Consider the following 15,813-nt stretch of genomic DNA (forward strand, 5'->3'; position numbering starts at 1 on the left):
TGACTCACTCCTTTTCCTACCATACTTCGAGAGCACTTATTTAATCTATTAGACTCGTATCTATTTCTTCTTATACGAAGGCAAAAATTGCACGCATACCGACAATCGATAATGCTACAAAGATTCCGATCGTAACATATGTAGCAATTAATTGAGAACGAGGTGACACTGTAATTCCCCAGCTCACGCAGAATGACCATAAACCATTCGCAAAGTGGAAGATTGTTGAAAGAACACCCAGCACATAAAACCCTAGCATAAATGGATTAGATAAGATGTTTTCCATCATTTGAAAGTTCACTTCAGCCCCAAATGCTGCTGCTACTCTTGTTTCCCATACATGCCAAGTAACAAAAATAAATGTGATTACTCCAGACACACGTTGAAGTAAAAACATCCAGTTACGGAAATAGCCAAACTTACTTGCATTGTTCTTAGAAGTGAATGCAATGTAAATTCCGTAGATTGCATGGAAATACAATGGAAGGAAGATGATAAAAATTTCAAGGATATAACGGAAAGGTAAACTTTCCATGAAGTGTGCCGCCTGGTTAAATGATTCTTCCCCGCCAGTGGCAAAATAGTTCACGACTAAATGTTGTGTTAAAAATAATCCAACTGGAATAACACCTAGCAATGAATGAAGCCTGCGATAATTAAATTCTCGATTTCCAGCCATGATTTACCCCCCTTAATGATAAAATATGAATTCGTTTTCTAATGCATTTATAAGAATGACTAGACGACGATACATATTTTATATTGTAACAATAATGTGACATGTTCATTTTACTCCCAAGGAGTGGAAGCGTCAAGAAAACGTATACATAATTTCGACAATACCGCAAAAATATTTTCAATTTATTGATAACAGAAAAGATGAGGTATCGTCCCGTTAAATGTTCGAAAATTCAAATAAATATCAAATAAAAGTTATATCACCAAAATATCCCAAGGTCATTTTTCAAGGTATGGGATGATAAATCCCCTGTTCATGTATATAATAGTTTTATAGAAAGAGGGGATTTACTTGGAACAGAAAAAAGAAGAAGTACATCAACCGTCCGTTCCAATCTTCGGATATGAAATGTTACGTGACATATTGATTCCAGAAATTTTAGGAAAGCATACTCCCGATATATTATACTGGGGTGGAAAACAGCTCTCTCGGAAATTCCCCCTTCAGTCATCAGAGGAACTGATTTCGTTCTTCGCTGAAGCCGGCTGGGGAACTCTTACACTGCTGGAACAAAAAAAGAACGAGATGACCTTTGAAATAAGCGGACCGGTGTTAGAACGACGCCTTGCCTTAAAGTCGGATGTAACATTCAAACTGGAAACGGGCTTCCTGGCCGAACAAGTACAGTTACAAAAGAAATGTGTGGCAGAAGCTGCCGACGAACTACATAAACGAAGTCAGTCAGTGAAAGTGATTGTAAGATGGGACGAGAAAGATAAAGTAGAATAGTCCCTGCACAACCAACCACTAATACTTTAATAAAGGGTTGCCCCAATCGATGGGGCAACCCTTTTTCACTTGTCCCGTTCTCTGCTACTTTAGTATTATAACGTGATTTCTTCCATCTTCACCGCGTCCAGGTTAAAGGCAGTATGTAGGACGCCTGCTGCTTTTTGCATATTTTTCTCGTCTACGACTGCCGATACTTTGATTTCAGATGTGCTGACCATTTTCACCACGATGTCGTTTTGGGCCAGCACTTCGAACATCTCCGCCGCCACTCCAGGATTGGAGATCATACCGGAGCCGACGATCGATACTTTTGCAAGCTCACTTTCATGCTCAACATGGGTAAAGCCTAATGGCTCTTTGTTTCGTTCCAGAACAGCAAGGGTTTCCTCCAGGTCTTGTTCTTTAATAGAGAATGATAAATTGGTCGTATTCTGATCGGTCTGGCTTTGAATGATAATATCCACATTCAGGTGATTTTTGGCTAAGGTGGTAAACACTGAAGATAGTCCCGTTAATGCGTTCCCCAGTCCAAATACAGTTACACGGGTGATTTCCCCTTCAAAGGCTACGCCTCTCACGATCAGGTTTTGTTCCATGCTTGCTTCCTCCTCAATATACGTTCCTTCAACTTTTTCAATACTGGATCTGACCTCTAACGGAATTTGATAATTCTTGGCAAATTCCACTGCCCGTGGATGCAGGACTCCGGCCCCTAAATTAGCCAGTTCCAACATTTCATCATAGGAAATGGACGGTAACTTTCGTGCTCCTTTAATATATCGCGGGTCCGTTGTGTAGACCCCGTCTACATCTGTATAAATATCACAGCGTTCTGCTTTCAAGGCAGCCGCGATTGCAACGGCGGTTGTATCCGATCCGCCGCGACCGAGAGTTGTAATTTCCCCCGCTTCAGTCATCCCTTGGAATCCTGCTACGATCACCACTCTTCCCGATTGAAGGTGACTCATCATCTTTTCAGTATGAATATTGGTGATCCTCGCATTGCTGTGAACGGATTCCGTCTCGATCCCTGCCTGCCAGCCTGTGAATGAGATGGCATCATGTCCGGATTGAATCAGGGCCATCGTGAGAAGCGAAATGGTGACCTGCTCTCCTGTAGAAAGAAGCATATCCATTTCTCTCTTACTTGGTTGCGATGTAATCTCCCTTGCCAATCCAACGAGTGTATCCGTCGTTTTCCCCATGGCGGATACGACGACCACAACATCATTTCCTCTTTCTTTTTCCTCTGCGATTCTTGACGCAACATTTTGAATTCTTTCCACAGAACCTACTGAAGTCCCACCGAATTTTTGAACAATAATACTCACAGCTTCTCCCTCTTTCTCAATCGAGTGCTTCGTTAAGACTCATTTTTTGATGGTGAAGAGTACAATCACAATCATCCTAAAACGTTCATGGAACAGGTTCATCACCTGCGCTGGATAATAAAAAAAGCAATGAGAATAATATCTCATTGCTTTATGAACATACAGCAGAACATACTAAATAGGTTCATGGGCATTGTGAGATAGCTCTCCAAGATTGAATCATCTTGACAATCCTACATTTCTTAAACGTAGAACCAGCGGAATCAGCATGAGACCAAAACCACTTCGGCGAATCTCCCCTTTCCAAGCATCTCAACAGAGCTCATACTCCTCTTTACCTGTACTTTTGAAGTTCGCACCTCTATCACCACTTTAAAAAGTGATAATGTTATAAATTTTCGTTAATTATAGCACAGGAGAAATATTGATTCAATGTCTAATTGAAACAATATTTCATTTGATTATTCATTCGTGTGCTGTTTTGAATGAGCATGCGGTGGTTGATTTCCGCTGCAGGTGCTCGCTTTCCGCGGGGCGTGAGTTGAGCCTCCTCGGGCTTTGCCCTGCGGGGTCTCAACTTTCCCGCTATTCCCGCAGGAGTCGAGCACCTTCCGCTCCAATCAACTATCATAGTCAATTAGTAACTTGGAAAATACCAAATTAACAACACACTTTAAAAAATGAGCGATTATAATCAACTTACTATTTCTTATGTCCCCTACTTCAACTTCTCAGCCAAAACCTTCGCCACGGATTCGGGTATCCCGATCTCTACAAACTCTTCCACCGTCGCTTCTTTCATTTTCTTCATGGAGCCGAAGTGTTTAAGAAGCTGTTTCTTTCGTTTTGGTCCGATGCCGTCGATGTCGTCAAGGGTGGACTGGAAGGCGCTTTTTCCTCTGAGCTGTCTGTGGAAGGTGATGGCGAATCGGTGGACTTCATCCTGGATCCGCTGCAGCAGGTAGAATTCCTGGCTTCTCTTTCCAAGGGGGATGATTTGCAATGGATTACCATACAGCAGTTCAGACGTCTGATGCTTATCGTCTTTCGCAAGGCCGCCAAGCGGGATATCCAACCCCAACTCATTCTCAATGACATCCCTCGCCGCTTCAATCTGACCTTTCCCCCCATCGATGATGATGAGATCCGGTAAAGGAAGACCATCTTTTAGAACTCTCGTATACCGTCTGCGAACGACCTCCCTCATGGATTCATAATCATCAGGGCCTTTCACGGTTTTAATCTTATACTTTCGATACTCATTCTTCGCAGGCTTTCCGTCAAGGAATACAATCATCGCAGACACAGGGTCCGAACCTTGGATATTCGAGTTATCAAATGCTTCGATACGGAAAGGAGTATAAATGCCCATATGCTCCCCTAGACTTTCGATCGCCTTTATCGTCCGCTCTTCATCTCTTTCAATCAGGGCGAACTTTTCTTCAAGTGCCTGTTTCGCATTCTTTTCGGCAAGCTTGACCAACTCTTTCTTCTTTCCCCGTCTAGGCTTGGTGATTTTCACCTCTATCAGCTTAGCCGCCAATTCTTCATCAATCTCCTCAGGCAAAAAAAGTTCCTTTGGCTTAAAATGATTGGATTTCGAATAAAACTGACCTAAGAAAGTAAGAAATTCGTCCTCGGGTTCATTATAGAGTGGGAACAGTGACACATCCCGTTCAATGAGCTTACCTTGACGCACAAAGAATACCTGTACACACATCCAGCCTTTATCAACGGAATATCCGAACACATCCCGATCAGTGAAGTCGGTCATGGTCATCTTTTGCTTTTCCATTGTCGCTTCAATGTGAAGGATTTGATCACGGAATTCCTTCGCTCTCTCAAATTCCAGATTCTCTGCTGCTTCATTCATTTTCACCGTTAATTGATTCTTGATCTGTTTGTATCCGCCATTCAGGAACCTGGAAATTTCGTCAGTCATTTGTCTATATGTGTCTTTGCTTACTTCTTTGATACAAGGAGCCAGACATTGACCCATATGGTAATAAAGACATGCCCGATCAGGAAGGGTGGTGCATTTTCGTAACGGATACAGTCGATCCAGGAGCTTTTTCGTTTCATTTGCGGCTCCTACGTTAGGATACGGACCAAAGTACCGGCCTTTTCCCCTTTGGACTTTGCGGGTCGTAATAAGTCTCGGGTGTCTCTCGTTCGTTAACTTGATAAACGGATAGCTTTTATCATCCTTTAACATGACATTGTATTTAGGGTCATATTTTTTGATCAGGTTCATTTCAAGCACAAGGGCTTCCAGATCAGATGAGGTCATGATGTATTCGAAGTCCTCAATTTCACCTACCAGCCGTTGAGTCTTGGCATCATGAGAGCCGGTGAAATAAGAGCGTACTCGATTCTTCAGAACTTTTGCTTTCCCCACATAAATAATCGTACCTTGTCTGTCTTTCATCAAATAACATCCCGGCTGATCCGGTAATAGAGCTAATTTATTCGTAATGGTAGAGTTCATCGTCTCTCCCCCTTCTTGTCTGCCCATTTATAGACGGTGATGGTTGAATAAACAGGATCGAATAGCTCCTGTGAATGGAATACTTGGACTTTTTCTATTTTTTCATCAAGGTTTTCAATACCCTGTTGTTCGAATCCTTTAACCACTGCTCCGGTCAGGTAGATCTCTTTATTCGTATGCTGAATGTCCTGAAGGAATTGAGAATAGGTTAACACACGCTTATGTGAGTAAGGTGCATCCAGATAGGAGTATACTCTTGTTTCTTCCCATGTGTACACCACAATCGGAGTTTTCTCATTTTGCTCTGTGAAGTATGACTCTGTTTTGTAGACGGCGGGTGCAGAAGCGTGATAATCGGTCAATACGCCCACACTTGTTCCTATATGCAAAATAAACCAAAGGCTCAGAGCGATGATCTTCGTTGCATTGAGTTTTTTCATCCATCCTATCAACAAGAAGAAAACTGCTAATATGGCCAGAGGCAGAATATGTCTCGGTTTATCAATATTTTGTGCAAATAACCCCCAGATAAAATAGGATCCAAAGGCAATCAGGAGCAATATGGTGCCTGTACCAGGTTTAGTCCACTTTCCAGTCATTTTTACACTTAATAAAAATAGAAGCGCCGTGATGACCATAATAGAAAGTGATTGTGTAAATAATCCGTTCCAGCCTATATTGATAAATATATAATTCCATAACCTTTCAAAAAATCCTGTATCTGACTCTACCGTTCCTCCCCATTCCGTAAAGTGTCCGTCGGTAAACCCTAAGGCAATCTGTAGCAGGGTCTGAAGGCTCCCCGCATTGGCAGCCAGTGCCGATAGCCACACCCCTTGTGAAAGTATGAGTAGAGTCAGGTGAAAAGCGATGGCTTTCACTTTTTCTGAACCATTGCCACTCTCCTTCCAAAACACAAACCAATAGTAAAGGATCCCCGCACCAAAACCGATATAGGATAATCGTATACCCATCAAGATGGCAAAGAGGAGAATGGGAAGGACAGCCGCATCCTTCGTCTTCCGTATGACAGCCCGGTGCAGACTCCATAAGTACCACCATAATACCGGGATGGCCGCACCTTCACTCATAGCTTGAACGGTCATCACACTCGGATAAGAAAGGGAAAAAAGGAAAAGCGTCGCAATGATGGCTTTCTTTCTCTCAAGGTAATGGCCAAATAACCAATAAACAGGAAGAATCGAGCTAACCAGCAAAATCGTATTGAAAATCTGAAGGGATAGAACCGGGTCATCAACAAAGATGTGCACCATCATTCCCCCGAAAATAAAAAAAGGGTACCCTGGAAAATGAGGCTGCATCTTCAATAAATCGAATTCAATCACGCCCAGAGCATAATCGACTTCGTCCCAGCTTGAAGCATAGGGCGGAAGCAATATAAGTCTGTATATAAAGTACAGGCTGAAAACAACCAGTATACTTATCATCCATTTGTTCAAATGTTTATCGATCATTGTTTTTCTCCTGTTTCTCTCCAAATAAAAACCAACTCAGTTTGAAAACCTTCTTAGCCTATTGTAAGGCTTTATAAGAAAGGTTTCCAATCATGAGTTGGCTCAGGGGGATTTAAGCATTTATTGATTTCACATCATGCGATTTTTTGATTGTCTTTTTCTGTTGTTCCATCCCCGCAGGCACGGACTTTCGATTAAAAGGGTTAATGAGTTTATCCGTTCGGATTAAGTATATCCATAAGAATACGAATCCGAAGTAGAACCAATAGGCAAGCACCTGTTCAATCGTTGGATTGTGGCTATAGCCGAACATTGCCGCCATGAACAGACCAACTTGACCGCTGATCAGAACCTCATTTCCTGTGTCTCTCTCATAGTGAAGCTCATCTTGAAAGTGCTCAGGCATAATTTCCACAAGATTATATACTTCCGCGGGTTTTCCTTCTGCTGTTGTATATAAAGAGCCCATGATCCCAAGATCCTGAAGAATCCCTACTCCTTGAACAAGTAACCCGGCTGCGATGAACATGATCAGCAAACCTGTCACATTAAAGAATGTTTTCAACTTGAATTTCATGGCACCTGAGAAGAACGCATACCCAAGAACCATGGCAAGTAATAATCCACTGAGCGCTCCGTAGCTTGTGAATACTTTCGTTACGTCTCCTCCACTGATGGCAGCGAAGAAAAATACGGTTTCGACACCTTCACGAAGGACGATCAAGTATGAGTGAATGATCATCGCTGATACGCTGCCTGCCGTCAAGGCCGCATTGATCTTCTTCTCCATTTCCGTGTTGATCCCTTTGGACTGCTTTCTCATCCAGCCAACCATATGAGTCAGCAGGAAAACGGATGCGAACATGATGCCAACCTTCAAGTAAACTTCAGCTCCAAAGCTCGAGAACCCTGTCAGGACGACTTGGAACAGTAAAGCGACTAGAAAGCTGGATACAAGTGCAAGTAAGACTCCTACATAAACCCATTTCTTATATTTGTCTGCTTTTAATCTTGTAAGATAAGAAAGAATCAACCCTACAATCAGAATGGCTTCTAAAGACTCTCTCAGTGTAATCAAAAATGCTTGGAAATCCACTTTGTTTCCCCCTTTGTTACCTTCTATTACTGTTTATTTTTACGTTTATTGATCGTTATGAGTACAATAAGAATCAAAATCAGTGCTAGTGAGAAATAGAGCCAGAAGCTTGAGCTTCCCCCTTCTCCCATTCCATCTAAGAAGCCAAGATTCTCTTCGCTTAAATGACTTTCATCGGCTTTTTCAGAAGGAATCGGAAATAACGGTCGAAGTTCTTTGATGATCGACTCTACTTCTTTATCGAAAGCATCAGGATCATTATCTTTGCTTCCAATCCCGAACAACCCGGGATTTCCCAAAGAATTTAGGGCAGTATCGAATGAAGCATAAATCTTATCTGCTTCTTCCTGGCTTTTTTCTTCAACAACAAATGGTTCCAATACATTAAAAGTCCCTCTTGCTTTGGCAAGAAGAAGTTTCGCCTGACCATAATCGTCGAATTGATTTTGAGCAAAATGCAGTCTTCTTTCGATATTCAGCATCAATGCCGCTCTCCAGCTTTCTAATAAAAGATCCTTGTCTTTTTCCTTGAAAGCTTTCTTAATGTCGGGCTGCACCTTTGAAAAATATAGTCCAAAATCCTTTTCATACGAATCATATATTTTCTTTGCATTATCCCAGTCATCATTCTCTAAGCTGTTTTCGAGCTCTTTATACGCTTCAGCGATTTTCTCTTCTCCTGGATCCCCATAAGAATAAGCAGACGCCTGTGACGGGATAAATATGTAATTGAGAATAAATATCAATGTAAGACTAAAAAAAAGGCTTTTTTTCATATGGAAATCCTCCTGTATTTTCAATGATAATGATTATCATTATACTTGTCAATACGATTTTAAAGGCTTTCAAACGATGTTGCAGAAATTTTGTGAACATTATATTCTATATCCACTTTTTCAACCGGCCGCTTCATTTCTTTCGCGATCGCCGGAAGTACATTAAACATATAAGCTTTGAACTTGATGAAGGATCGTCCCTTCGTCCGAACCCTATATTCAATCGGAACTTCCGTCATTCTGAAACCTTTACGCATGATATTTAGAGTCACCACTTGAGCATAATTATAGTCATGAATGATTTCAGCATGTTCCATTACTTGTTTGGAGAATGCTCTCATCCCTGATTGACCGTCATAAATCCAGGTTCTCAGCAACACACATTGTAGTAAGGTGAAACAATAATTGCCGAGGCGGCGATGGATCTTCATTCCGTCGATGGTCCCCTTAAAGCGGGATCCCATTGTATAGTCTGACTGATTTGTGAAGATTGGCTCTAATAGCTCAGGAATTTGAGATGCAGGATATTCTCCATCCGCATCAATCATGACACCAATATCCGCACCCTTTATCAGCGATTCCTTTAACCCTCTTCTTACTGCCGCCCCTAAGCCTGAATTACGTTCCATATGTACGATATAGTCTGCTCCTGCTTCTTCTGCAACCTTAACGGTGTCATCGGTCGACCCATCATTCACGACCAGTACTTCCACTCTGACATCAGGATGAAACTCTCTGGGAATGTCACGAATGACATCCCCGATGGTTTCTTCTTCATTATAAGCAGGCAAAAAAACAACAACCTTCTGTTTATTCACGGTGTTCTTCCTTTCTTCTAAACGCTTCTTCTAATACAGGTCCACGTGCATGGCTCGGGAAAGGTGCTCCCAGAATATGAGCGATGGTGCTGGCCATGGAAACAAGACTATGCTTTGATTCTACCTTGCGTCCCTTTTGGATATTAGGTCCATGCATAATAAATGGCACGAATCGCTCCCCTTCATCAAGATGCCCGTGTCCCCCGATTCCATCAGCCTGTCCATGATCGGCACAGATAAATAATGTTGTGTTTTCCATCTTGCCTTCTTCCGTCATCCATTGGACAAAGTCTTCAATCAATCGGTCTGCTTCTTTTATCTTTTGCAAATACTCGTCGTATAAAACCCCGCGACTGTGTCCGGTTTGATCGGTCCCGATCATTTGTACGATGAATAAATCCGGATCTTGTTCTTTCATGATATGTTTCGCTTTTTTCATGATTGTCGGATCCGCTTTATCGTTATGCATGACGGCTGTGAACGTATCCACGTCAGACCCCATGGAATCGACCAGATGGGCAACCCCTAAAAGCCTTCCCTTCTTCCCTACTTTTCGTAAAGAGTCAAAGATGCTTTCGACTTTAATCCCCAGCTTCCATACCATATTCGAAGTGATCCCGTGTTCATACGGATACGTCCCGGTGAACATGGATGAAAAACAGACCACCGTGCGGGCAGGATATACCGTCTCCATGTTGGAGAATTCGGTTCCTTCTGCCTTGAGGGAATCCAAAAACGGGGTTTCCGCTTCCTGGTAACGTTCCTTCCTCATCCCGTCCACCACAATGACCACTACACGATCTGCCCGATCCTCTTTCCAATCTTCCGCCTCTTTTGCATATTCTTCATACATCTTTGGCTTCCAATCGAATAAATAACGGTGAAGAATGAAGGTGAAAACCAAAAGACCCCCAAAGAAGCTTAAAAACTGAACAATTGGCAGCTGCTGGCTTGTATCAAGGAGTGAGTAAGTGTACTGCCAGTAAGCCAGCAATAATAGAAATTTAGGAAGCTGCTCCTGGGCATTTCCACTTGTAGAGTCACTGTTTTTCAGTACGAGCTTCCAGAACCTTGTGAAGTTAAGCCACGACGTTCCGATGCGTAAGTGATAATATAATGTTCCCCAGAATAAAATTGTGAAGAAAAAGTAAAGACCGATTCCTAACAGGGATAACCCGAGATTCCATTCCCATCCGATGATTAAGTAAGCCACAATCGGCAGCCACAGGTAGTTCCTTAAAAACAATGGGAAATCATAAACAAAAAATAATATAAATAGTGGCAGGGTGATCGCTAAACTAATTGTGAAATTCAGCCAAAATGGTAACGAGGCAAAATCACCAAGATGAAAGAGAAGCATCGTACCTACAGTAAAAATGGGTGTGAAGGGTTTTCCTTCATTTAATAAATTCCAGCAGCGTGCTGCTACCTTTTCAAACTTAGAGGCGCTTTTCACTTCATGCCCCTCCTTTTCTTTTACTTAACTTTTTAATGAGTGTCAGTGAAATAGGATACTTCACCAGGGCATACAGTCCAACAGAATAGGAGAATATGAATTTGATCCCATGTGTCAGAACTGCGATGGTAATACCTGTTTCCATCGGTATTGAGAATTGATTGAGGCCAAAAGCCATGATCGTTTCATAATTCGCAAGCCCACCGGGTGTAATTTGAAAGACCTGACCGAGAATGGTTAGGCTATTCACCCAGATACCCTGAAAGGTCGAGATTCCTGTATTCGTTGCGATGCATACAGACAGCAACAGGGCCGCTTCCAATATCCAACTGATGAAAACAAGGAAAAATGCATAGGAAAATCCCCTCCCCTTTATGAGAGAGAGCGTGACATTCCATTGCTGATAGAGGAATTGACGCTTGTAATAAGAGATCCATCCTATCACCAATAAGATGATTCCTCCGACCACCAATATAACATCTGTTGATAGTGGGTTTTCCAATGCTACAAACGATATCCCCAATGATACGAGTAGACAGAGTGAAAGGATATCCATCAGCCTTACTATAATAACAGATTGAGCCGAAGCTGATTTAGATAATCCTTCTCTTTCATATAAAATATACGAACGGAGAACGTCCCCGCCCTTGATGGGCAGCAGATGATTGAGTGCCAAGCTGTACCAAAGACCATACATGGCACTGGAAAGCTTGATTTGATCACCTAGAAGTTTTTTCGTGGCTATCCCTTTTAAATAGAAAGAGGAACCGTAAATGACCATACTCGAAATCACCATGACGGGATGAAGGATCAGCTGGTATAATAACCGTTTAAACTGCTCATGGTCCCATCCTGTTGCAATGAACCATATAAAATAGCAAAGGATTCCGAGTCCGATAATGAACTTAAGAGATTTATAAATGCTTTTCATTTTGTTTTGCCCACAGAATGGTATTCCCTATTCCCTCTTCAATGGTGGTGATTGGAGAATATCCCAGGTGAGATTGAGCCTTTGAAATATCTGAATGAGTAGAAAAAACATCCCCGAGGCGATAAGTATCATAATTCACGTTCATTTCAGGAAAATGGTGACGAAGAATCTCTAACAATCTAGTCATTTTCACAACCCGACCACTTCCCAGATTGTAGGTTTCTCCTCTTTTCCCCTTATGTAAGGTTAATTCAATCCCGTGGATGATATCATCGATATACGTATAGTCCCGTCCACTGTCACTGCCAAAAATGGAGATGGACTCGTTTTTCAGAAGTTTCGAAATGAATTTAGGAATCGCCATATCCGGTCTTCCCCATGGGTCATACACCGTAAAGAAACGAAGGATGTTCACATGCATATCGTACATATGTGCATACATATGGCAGAAGCTTTCTGCACTCCACTTCGAAGCAGCGTATGGAGAAATGGTCATACCGTCTGCATCCTCTTCCTTTAACGGCATTCCCGGCTTATCCCCATAAACAGAGGATGAAGACGCAAACAAGAAATGTTTGACTCCGGCTTCTCCACAAGCCTCTACCATATTGATGGTGGCTTTAATATCATAATCCACATATTTCAGCGGCTCCTCCAATGAATAGGCCACCCCTGGCAAAGCGGCTAAATGGATGACCGCGTCGGGCTTCAATTCATTGATGATCGCTCTAGTCTTATCACGATCTAAGAGGTCAACTTCGTATAAATCCCCAGTAGGGAATTTAATCTCACTCACATGCTGTTTTTTTCGATGAGCTGAATAATAGGTATGGAAACAATCAATGATTGAAACCTGATGACCCACTTTGAGAAGCCTTTTTGTCAGGTGCATCCCGATAAATCCCGCACCACCTGTAATCACTATTTTCACTTTCATCACACTCTCTTGACTTTTAGACAATAGGTTTAGTTTAGCACAAACGTGCATGGAGAATAAGAATGACTTACAAATAGAGACTGACCTCAACATAAGGCCAGCCTCCATACACTATATTATAATTGATTCAGGATGTTAAGAATAGATTCACTATGCTGTTTCGCTTCATCTGCTTTTTCAGAAGAGATCGCTTCAAACCATTTTTGAGAAAGATCAAACAGTTCTTGTGATTTCTCTTCTCCCAGTTGATTCTTCACGTCCACCTCTAGCATTTTAACAAACATATTGCCTTCCATAGCCTCTACTTTTGCTTTCGCAACATCACCAGACTCTAGAGCTTCTGCAGCTTCTTCATGATATCCTGCTGCTTTACCTTTGATTGCTTTCGTGTAAAGTGAATTTACTTTATCAGCATCAATCGTGGATGGGTCATTCTCCAGGGAGAAGATGGAATCCAATTCATTTGCAGCAGCCTCGTCTCCACCAGCTAAAGATCCTTTAATAGCCTGGAGGAAACCATATCCTTCGGCTTGCATAATCGCTAACTCTTCCGTATTTCCTTCTTCAACCGCTTTGCTGATTTTTTCAGCATACGAATTTGAAGCAAGGTAATAGCTTTGATAGATCGATTTATCTGTCACTTGCTTATAAACAGCGAAGTCTTCCGCATTTGAATCAGCCAATGCTTCTTCCTGTAGAGATAGACCGTTGTTAATGTTTTCTACCATGCTGGATTCACCTGATAATTCATATAAGCTATCACGCTTTTCAGCTGTAGGAATGAATACATTTTCTGCTAAGTACTTGACTTCAGCAAACTTTGCTTTGGCATCATCCGCTTTATCCGCCTCAATGTCCTCAGCTGCTTGGCCCTGTAATCCTTTTTGAACTTGATAGAAATACGATTGTGTCAGTTTATCAATGATTTGACGGGCAACGTTTTTCTCAAGCTCGCCTGATTGACCGCCTGAAATAGCGGCTTCAATCCCTTGAGAAAATTCACCATTCACTTCATTAACCGATGCTTGTAACTCAGAAGTATATAGGTCATTGACAGTCTCCCAATTTACTTCCTTGTCTTCTTTCATCTTCTCTAATTCAGCTTTCATATCTGTGTACGCTTTAACTTGTGATTCTGCATTAAGTGCCATTTCTTCTTTTTCTTCTTTTGGTTCTTCTTTCTTCTCTTCAGAAGATTGATCTGTTTCTTTCGGTTCTTCAGATGTGCTTCCGCAACCTGCTAATACGGAACCTGTTAAAAGGAATGCTGCGAAAATTTTAGTTAGATCTCTCTTTTTCATATGTATGTACCCCCAGAATGTATTGAAATATAAATGATAATGATTTTCATTTCCGTTTAAAATTATATCGAGAATGATTCTCATAGTCAACGTTTTTTGAAAATTTTGTTGAAATAAAAAGAGAGAGGGCTCAATCTTGAGTGACCAGCAGTATGTACCATCCATAAAATACAAAAACACCGGGGCTGTCATGACAGCCCCGGTGTTTTAATAGTGCTTCTTATGCATGTTTGTTTAATAGTTCAGCAAGTGCTTCCTTAGGTTGGAAACCGATTACTTTATCTACTACTTCGCCGTCTTTAAGGACAACTAAAGTCGGGATACTCATAACCCCGTATTTACCTGCTGTTTCCTGGTTTTCATCAACGTCAACTTTGACGATTTTTACTTTGTCGCCCATTTCTCCATCTAACTCTTCCAGAACTGGAGCGATCATTTTACAAGGTCCACACCAAGGTGCCCAGAAATCCGCTAATACCAGTCCAGAATTTGTTTCAGTCGAGAATGATTGATCAGTAGCATGTGTAATTGCCATTTATATGCGCCTCCTAATATCTTTGAATGTAACGTAAGTATATCACCGTTTTTTTTGTGATGCTATTAATCTGCTCGTAGGTAATATTCCCTTCAGATAACGGAATATACAGGGAAGAAAAATAAGGATCAGCCATCTGGCTGCATCCTTATTTTCACTACATACTATGCTCATACCCTTTAGACGCTACTTCAAAACGTCAATGGAATTAAGAAGAGGATACTTTAAGCTTTTTAAACTCTTCAGTCAGCATCGGTACCACTTCGAACAGGTCACCAACGATTCCATAATCCGCTACGTTGAAGATGTTCGCTTCAGGATCTTTGTTGATCGCAACGATGACTTTTGAATTCGACATACCCGCTAAATGCTGGATGGCTCCAGAAATACCACATGCAATATAAAGGTCAGGCGTTACGACTTTACCTGTTTGACCAATCTGCAGGGAATAGTCACAGTAGTCGGCATCACATGCTCCACGTGATGCTCCTACAGCTCCACCAAGAACCTCCGCCAGTTCTTGAAGAGGATTAAATCCATCTTCACTTTTCACTCCGCGTCCGCCGGCGATGATGACTTTCGCTTCAGAAAGGTCCACCCCTTCGCTTGCTTTACGTACGACTTCTTTAATGATTGTGCGTAAGTCTTTAATATCGACGGAAAGGGAAGAAACTTCTCCTGTACGTGACTCATCTTTCGCTAATGGTTCGATGTTATTCGGACGAATCGTCGCAAAAATCACACCGTCAGTCACGATTTTCTTTTCAAATGCTTTCCCGGAATAAATCGGTCTAGTGAAAACGAGGTTCCCTCCAGCTTCTTCAAGATCCGTTGCATCAGAAATCAATCCTGTGCTTAGCTTACTGGCCACTTTAGGAGACAAATCTTTTCCAAGTGCAGTATGTCCGAAGATGATACCTTCAGGCTTCTCTTGGTCGATAACCGATAGTACGGCTTGAGAATAGCCATCCGGCGTATACTGCTCCAGTTTATCATCTTCCACAACCACTACTTTGTCCGCACCATATTGAATCATTTCCTCACCTAAAGCGCTTACACTTTTGCCGATTAGAACGGCTATTACTTCTCCGCCTTCAGATACTGTTTTACCTGCCGCAATCGCTTCAAAGGAAACATTACGTAATGATCCGTCCCGAACTTCTCCAAGTACTAATACTTTTCTCGCCATGTTAAATAC

Annotated in this window: 14 protein-coding genes and 1 riboswitch; of the genes, 1 reads left to right on the top strand and 13 read right to left on the bottom strand. The window is 41.9% G+C overall.

Annotated elements, in window-relative coordinates; genetic code table 11:
• Positions 1 to 70 precede the first annotated feature (70 nt).
• On the bottom strand, positions 71 to 679 hold the full coding sequence (locus DET59_RS10055; protein WP_113969541.1) for a succinate dehydrogenase cytochrome b558 subunit: 609 nt from the start codon (positions 677 to 679) through the stop codon (positions 71 to 73).
• A 351-nt stretch (positions 680 to 1,030) separates the two neighbouring features.
• Here DET59_RS10055 and DET59_RS10060 point away from each other — a divergent pair, with 351 nt between their 5' ends.
• Positions 1,031 to 1,468, top strand: a complete 438-nt coding sequence (locus DET59_RS10060) for a YslB family protein (RefSeq protein WP_258549635.1) — start codon at positions 1,031 to 1,033, stop codon at positions 1,466 to 1,468.
• Positions 1,469 to 1,563: 95 nt separating this feature from the next.
• On the opposite strand, the gene DET59_RS10065 is transcribed toward DET59_RS10060, so the two are convergent.
• The 12 genes from DET59_RS10065 to DET59_RS10120 all read right to left on the bottom strand — a co-directional run bounded on the left by DET59_RS10065 (position 1,564) and on the right by DET59_RS10120 (position 15,804).
• On the bottom strand, positions 1,564 to 2,802 hold the full coding sequence (locus DET59_RS10065) for an aspartate kinase (RefSeq protein WP_113969542.1): 1,239 nt from the start codon (positions 2,800 to 2,802) through the stop codon (positions 1,564 to 1,566).
• Between the two features lie 193 nt (positions 2,803 to 2,995).
• Positions 2,996 to 3,174, bottom strand: a riboswitch (Lysine riboswitch).
• Between the two features lie 346 nt (positions 3,175 to 3,520).
• Positions 3,521 to 5,290, bottom strand: coding sequence for an excinuclease ABC subunit UvrC (gene uvrC, locus DET59_RS10070; protein WP_113969543.1), 1,770 nt, complete (start codon positions 5,288 to 5,290; stop codon positions 3,521 to 3,523).
• Positions 5,287 to 6,765, bottom strand: a complete 1,479-nt coding sequence (locus DET59_RS10075) for a glycosyltransferase family 39 protein (RefSeq protein WP_113969544.1) — start codon at positions 6,763 to 6,765, stop codon at positions 5,287 to 5,289. Before DET59_RS10075 ends, uvrC begins: the two co-directional genes overlap by 4 nt.
• A gap of 112 nt (positions 6,766 to 6,877) precedes the next feature.
• Positions 6,878 to 7,861 carry an FTR1 family iron permease gene (locus DET59_RS10080; protein ID WP_113969545.1) on the bottom strand — a complete coding sequence of 328 codons (984 nt, stop codon included), beginning with the start codon at positions 7,859 to 7,861 and terminating at the stop codon, positions 6,878 to 6,880.
• Positions 7,862 to 7,887: 26 nt separating this feature from the next.
• Positions 7,888 to 8,637, bottom strand: coding sequence for a hypothetical protein (locus DET59_RS10085; protein ID WP_113969546.1), 750 nt, complete (start codon positions 8,635 to 8,637; stop codon positions 7,888 to 7,890).
• A 59-nt stretch (positions 8,638 to 8,696) separates the two neighbouring features.
• On the bottom strand, positions 8,697 to 9,455 hold the full coding sequence (locus tag DET59_RS10090) for a glycosyltransferase family 2 protein (protein WP_113969547.1): 759 nt from the start codon (positions 9,453 to 9,455) through the stop codon (positions 8,697 to 8,699).
• Complete coding sequence (locus DET59_RS10095) at positions 9,448 to 10,911, bottom strand: alkaline phosphatase family protein (protein WP_113969548.1); 1,464 nt, start codon at positions 10,909 to 10,911, stop codon at positions 9,448 to 9,450. The genes DET59_RS10090 and DET59_RS10095 overlap by 8 nt, the downstream gene beginning before the upstream one ends.
• A 1-nt stretch (position 10,912) precedes the next feature.
• On the bottom strand, positions 10,913 to 11,842 hold the full coding sequence (locus tag DET59_RS10100) for a lysylphosphatidylglycerol synthase transmembrane domain-containing protein (protein ID WP_113969549.1): 930 nt from the start codon (positions 11,840 to 11,842) through the stop codon (positions 10,913 to 10,915).
• Positions 11,826 to 12,773, bottom strand: coding sequence for an NAD-dependent epimerase/dehydratase family protein (locus DET59_RS10105; protein WP_113969708.1), 948 nt, complete (start codon positions 12,771 to 12,773; stop codon positions 11,826 to 11,828). Before DET59_RS10105 ends, DET59_RS10100 begins: the two co-directional genes overlap by 17 nt.
• 122 nt (positions 12,774 to 12,895) lie before the next feature.
• Positions 12,896 to 14,080, bottom strand: coding sequence for a hypothetical protein (locus DET59_RS10110; RefSeq protein WP_113969550.1), 1,185 nt, complete (start codon positions 14,078 to 14,080; stop codon positions 12,896 to 12,898).
• Positions 14,081 to 14,300: 220 nt separating this feature from the next.
• On the bottom strand, positions 14,301 to 14,615 hold the full coding sequence (trxA, locus tag DET59_RS10115; protein WP_113969551.1) for a thioredoxin: 315 nt from the start codon (positions 14,613 to 14,615) through the stop codon (positions 14,301 to 14,303).
• A 208-nt stretch (positions 14,616 to 14,823) separates the two neighbouring features.
• Positions 14,824 to 15,804: an electron transfer flavoprotein subunit alpha/FixB family protein gene (locus DET59_RS10120; protein WP_113969552.1), complete on the bottom strand. Its 981-nt coding sequence runs from the start codon at positions 15,802 to 15,804 to the stop codon at positions 14,824 to 14,826.
• Between the last annotated feature and the right edge of the window lie 9 nt (positions 15,805 to 15,813).

It is taken from the genome of Rossellomorea aquimaris, from assembly GCF_003315075.1.
Taxonomy (GTDB): Bacteria; Bacillota; Bacilli; order Bacillales; family Bacillaceae_B; genus Rossellomorea; species Rossellomorea aquimaris_C.